Here is a 4,311-nt window from a genome sequence, read left to right on the forward strand (position 1 = left end):
CTCGCGGATCCTGGCGGTCGCGAACAAGCTCCGGGCCGGGGTCGTCTGGTCCAACACGTTCAACAAGTTCGACCCGACGTCGCCGTTCGGCGGTTTCTGCTCCACATATGGAGCACAAGTCCCCCACAGGGGAGGATTGCATTCCGCAGGTCACGGGTATGACGGGCTACGACCGTGACGCGCAGTGTGGCCGTGTGGGAGGGACCCCATGATGTTGATCGAAGCGCTCGGCTCCGCATTGCTCGGTCTGGCTCTGGCGGCGCTGGCGGTCCACCGCCTGGCGCACCGCCTCCCCAAGCGCTCCCTGGTCCTCGCCACGGGCACGGCAGGCGCCCTCTTCGGCGCCTTCGTCACCCACACCGCCCTGGACCCGGGCAACGTCCTGCTGAACCTGCTGGGCTCGGTCGTGGTCTCGGTGGCGAGCCTGTCGCTGCTGCTCCGCCCGTCGGGCCGCAGAATGGGCCGCCGCTCCGCACCGGCGTAGCCGAGAAGCACGGCCCGCGCCCCGGCAAGGGCTACGCGGCCAACCCCAGCGCCGCCATCCTCTTGGTGTGCGCCTCGGTGATCCGCGAGAACATCCGCCCCACCTCGGCCAGGTCGAACCCGTCGGCCACCCCGCCCACGAGCATCGTCGACAGCGCGTCCCGGTCCGCGACCACCCGCTGCGACTGCGACAGCGCCTCCCCCATCAACCGCCGCGCCCACAGCGCGAGTCGGCCGCCCACCCGGGGGTCCGCGTCGATCGCGGCCCGTACCTTCTCCACCGCGAACTCCGCGTGCCCCGTGTCGTCGAGCACGGCCAGGACCAGCTCGCGCGAGTCCGAGTCGAGCCGCGCGGCGACCTCCCGGTAGAAGTCACTGGCGATGGAGTCGCCGACGTACGCCTTGACGAGCCCTTCCAGCCAGTCCGACGGCGCCGTCTGCTTGTGGAAGCCGTCGAGCGCGGCCACGAACGGCTCCATGGCGGCCGTCGGCTCCTCGCCGATCTCCGTCAGCCGGTCCCGCAGCTTCTCGTAGTGGTGGAACTCCGCCGACGCCATCTTCGCCAGCTCCGCCTTGTCCGCCAGCGTCGGCGCGAGCTTCGCGTCCTCCGCGAGCCGCTCGAACGCCGCGAGTTCGCCGTACGCGAGCGCGCCGAGGAGGTCGACGACCGCGGCCCGGTACTGGGGGTCGGCGGCGGCCCGGTCCCAGTCCTGGGCGGCCACTCCGGTGTGCTCGGCGGGGGTGTCGGAGGTGTTGTCAGGCGTCGTCATGAAGCGCACAATAGTCCGCTCGCCAGGTTGCGGAAGTCCCTGGTCAATCAGTGTGACGACGACTACGTGACCAAATCGGCCATCGCGCGTGCGCGATTCCGGGGTATGGTGGTAATGCGCCTGCCGACTACTCGACGGGCCGCACGTATGAGGATGCCCGGTCGGTGGCCCGATCGGCTCCGACCCGACAGCCCTCCCAGGCCGTACGGCACATTGCGTACGACGACCGGAGGGACACCCTCAGCGGTACGAGCGCTAGAGCGTCGGCAGTGGTCCCGTGCCATACGGCTTGCCCGTAAGGCAGCCGACGTCCCCAGCACGGTCAGACAAGACCCCCCGCGCTCGCCTCGCACCGCGCACACAGAAGAGGCAGCACCCTGACTACGACTTTCCGCGATCTCGGGATTCTCACCGAGACGGCCGAGGCCCTCGAAGCCGTCGGCATCATCAACCCCTTCCCCATCCAGGAGATGACGCTCCCGGTCGCCCTCTCGGGCACCGACGTCATCGGCCAGGCCAAGACCGGCACCGGCAAGACGCTCGGCTTCGGCCTGCCGCTCCTGGAGCGCGTCACCGTCCCCGCCGACGTCGAGGCCGGGCGCGCCAAGCCCGAGGCGCTCACCGACGCCCCGCAGGCGCTCGTCGTCGTCCCCACCCGCGAGCTGTGCACGCAGGTCACCAACGACCTCCTGACGGCCGGCAAGGTCCGTAACGTGCGCGTGCTGGCCATCTACGGCGGCCGCGCCTACGAGCCCCAGGTCGAGGCCCTCAAGAAGGGCGTCGACGTCGTCGTCGGCACCCCGGGCCGGCTCCTGGACCTCGCGGGCCAGAAGAAGCTCAACCTCGGCCACATCAAGGCGCTCGTCCTCGACGAGGCCGACGAGATGCTCGACCTGGGCTTCCTGCCCGACGTCGAGAAGATCATCAACCTGCTGCCGGCCCGCCGCCAGACCATGCTGTTCTCGGCGACCATGCCGGGCGCGGTCATCGGTCTCGCGCGCCGCTACATGTCGCAGCCCACGCACATCCGCGCCACCGCGCCGGACGACGAGGGCGCGACGGTCGCGAACACCGCGCAGTTCGTCTACCGCGCGCACAACATGGACAAGCCCGAGATGGTCGCGCGGATACTGCAGTCCGACGGCCGGGGCCTGGCCATGGTCTTCTGCCGCACCAAGCGCACCGCGGCCGACCTCGCCGACCAGCTCAAGCAGCGCGGCTTCGCGGCCGGCGCGGTCCACGGCGACCTCGGCCAGGGCGCCCGCGAGCAGGCGCTGCGCGCCTTCCGCAACGGCAAGGTGGACGTCCTCGTCTGCACCGACGTCGCCGCCCGCGGCATCGACGTCGAGGGTGTCACCCACGTCATCAACTACCAGTCCCCCGAAGAGGAGAAGACATACCTGCACCGCATCGGCCGTACCGGCCGCGCGGGTGCCAAGGGCATCGCGATCACCCTCGTCGACTGGGACGACATCCCGCGCTGGCAGCTGATCAACAAGGCGCTGGAGCTCGACTTCAACGACCCGCCGGAGACGTACTCCACCTCCCCGCACTTCTACGAGGAGATGAACATCCCCGCGGGCACCAAGGGCATCCTGCCGCGTGCCGAGCGCACCCGCGCCGGTCTCGACGCGGAGGAGCTGGAGGACCTGGGCGAGCCCGGCGGGCGCGGTGGCCGTGGCCGCGGCGACCGTGACCGGGGTCGCGGCCGTGGCGGCCGGGACGAGTCCCGCCCCGCCGAGCAGGAGCGTTCTTCCCGTACGCCGCGCCGTCGCCGTCGCACCCGCGGCGGGACCCCGCTGGACGGGGCGGCTCCGGCCGAGCAGGTCGCCACGGCTCCGGAGGCCGTGGAGAGCGAGACCGCCGAGACCTCGGCCCGCACCCCGCGCCGCCGTCGCCGTACCCGTGGCGCGGCGTCTGGTCCGGCCCCCGTGACCACAGCCGCGGCTCCGATCGAGTCGGCCACCGGTTCCGCGGCCGCGGAGGCCGCCGTCGCGACGGCGGAAGGTCCGGCCCTGGACACCGCCGCCGAGACCCCGGCGAAGCCGCGCCGCCGCCGTACGCGCAAGACGGCCGAGCCGGTCGTCGCGGCGGAGACGGTCGTCGAGACCGCCGTGGAGGCGCCCGCGGCTCCGGCGGTGGAGGCGGCTCCGACCACCAAGCCGCGCCGCACCCGCAAGACGGCAGCGGCCGCGCCCGCCGAGGCCGCCGTCGACACCGCGGAGGCCACGGAGACGACGCCGCGCCGCCGTACGCGCAAGGCGGCCGAGCCCGTCGAGTCCGCCGTGACCGCGGTGGACACGGCGGAGGCCACCGAGGCGAAGCCGCGCCGCACCCGCAAGACCGCGGCCACCAAGGCAGCGGAAGCGGCCGTGGCTACGGCGACGACGGAGGCGACCGCCGCGGTCGACACCGCCGAAGCCGCTCCGGCCAAGCCCCGGCGCACCCGCAAGACGGCCGCGACCAAGGCTGCGGAAGCCGCCGTGGACACCGTCGAGGCGGCGCCGGAGACCAAGCCGCGCCGTACCCGCAAGGCCACGGCCCCGGCGGAGACCGCGGTCGACACCGCGGAGGCCACCGAGGCCAAGCCCCGGCGCCGTACGACCCGCAAGACCGCCGCACCCGCGGTGACCGCCGACATCCCGGCCCAGACGGTCCAGGAGCCGGAGGCGACCGAGTCCGCCGAGGCCGCCAAGCCGCGCCGTACGCGCAAGACCGCGGCGGCGACCGCCGTGGACACGGCGGAGGGCACCGAGGCGAAGCCGCGCCGCACCCGCAAGACCGCGGCCACCAAGGCAGCGGAGGCGGCGGAGGCAGCCGTCGAGACGGCCGAGACCGTGGAGACCAAGCCCCGGCTCACTCGCAAGACAGCGGCGACCAAGGCTGCGGAAGCCGCCGTGGACACGGCCGAGGCCGCACCGGAGACCAAGCCGCGCCGCACCCGCAAGGCCACGGCCCCGGCCGAGACCGCGGTCGACACCGCGGAGGCCACCGAGGCCAAGCCCCGGCGCCGTACGACCCGCAAGACCGCCGCACCCGCGGTGACCGCCGACATCCC

At 73.1% G+C, this 4,311-nt stretch carries 3 protein-coding genes; 2 read left to right on the top strand and 1 reads right to left on the bottom strand.

Translation table 11 applies throughout. The features are described from left to right. Positions 1-211: 211 nt before the first annotated feature. Positions 212-484: a hypothetical protein gene (locus ABZ896_RS52065; protein WP_360946357.1), complete on the top strand. Its 273-nt coding sequence runs from the start codon at positions 212-214 to the stop codon at positions 482-484. Between the two features lie 31 nt (positions 485-515). Here ABZ896_RS52065 and ABZ896_RS52070 read toward each other — a convergent pair whose 3' ends face one another. Further along, entirely contained in the window at positions 516-1,253 is a 738-nt protein-coding gene (locus tag ABZ896_RS52070) for a ferritin-like fold-containing protein (protein ID WP_360946351.1), read from the bottom strand. Positions 1,254-1,723: 470 nt separating this feature from the next. Between ABZ896_RS52070 and ABZ896_RS52075 the strand changes: the two genes are divergently transcribed. Then, a partial coding sequence (locus ABZ896_RS52075; protein ID WP_360946354.1) for a DEAD/DEAH box helicase occupies positions 1,724-4,311 on the top strand: 2,588 nt, incomplete at its 3' end.

This window comes from Streptomyces sp. NPDC047072, assembly GCF_040643855.1.
Lineage (GTDB): Bacteria > Actinomycetota > Actinomycetes > Streptomycetales > Streptomycetaceae > Streptomyces.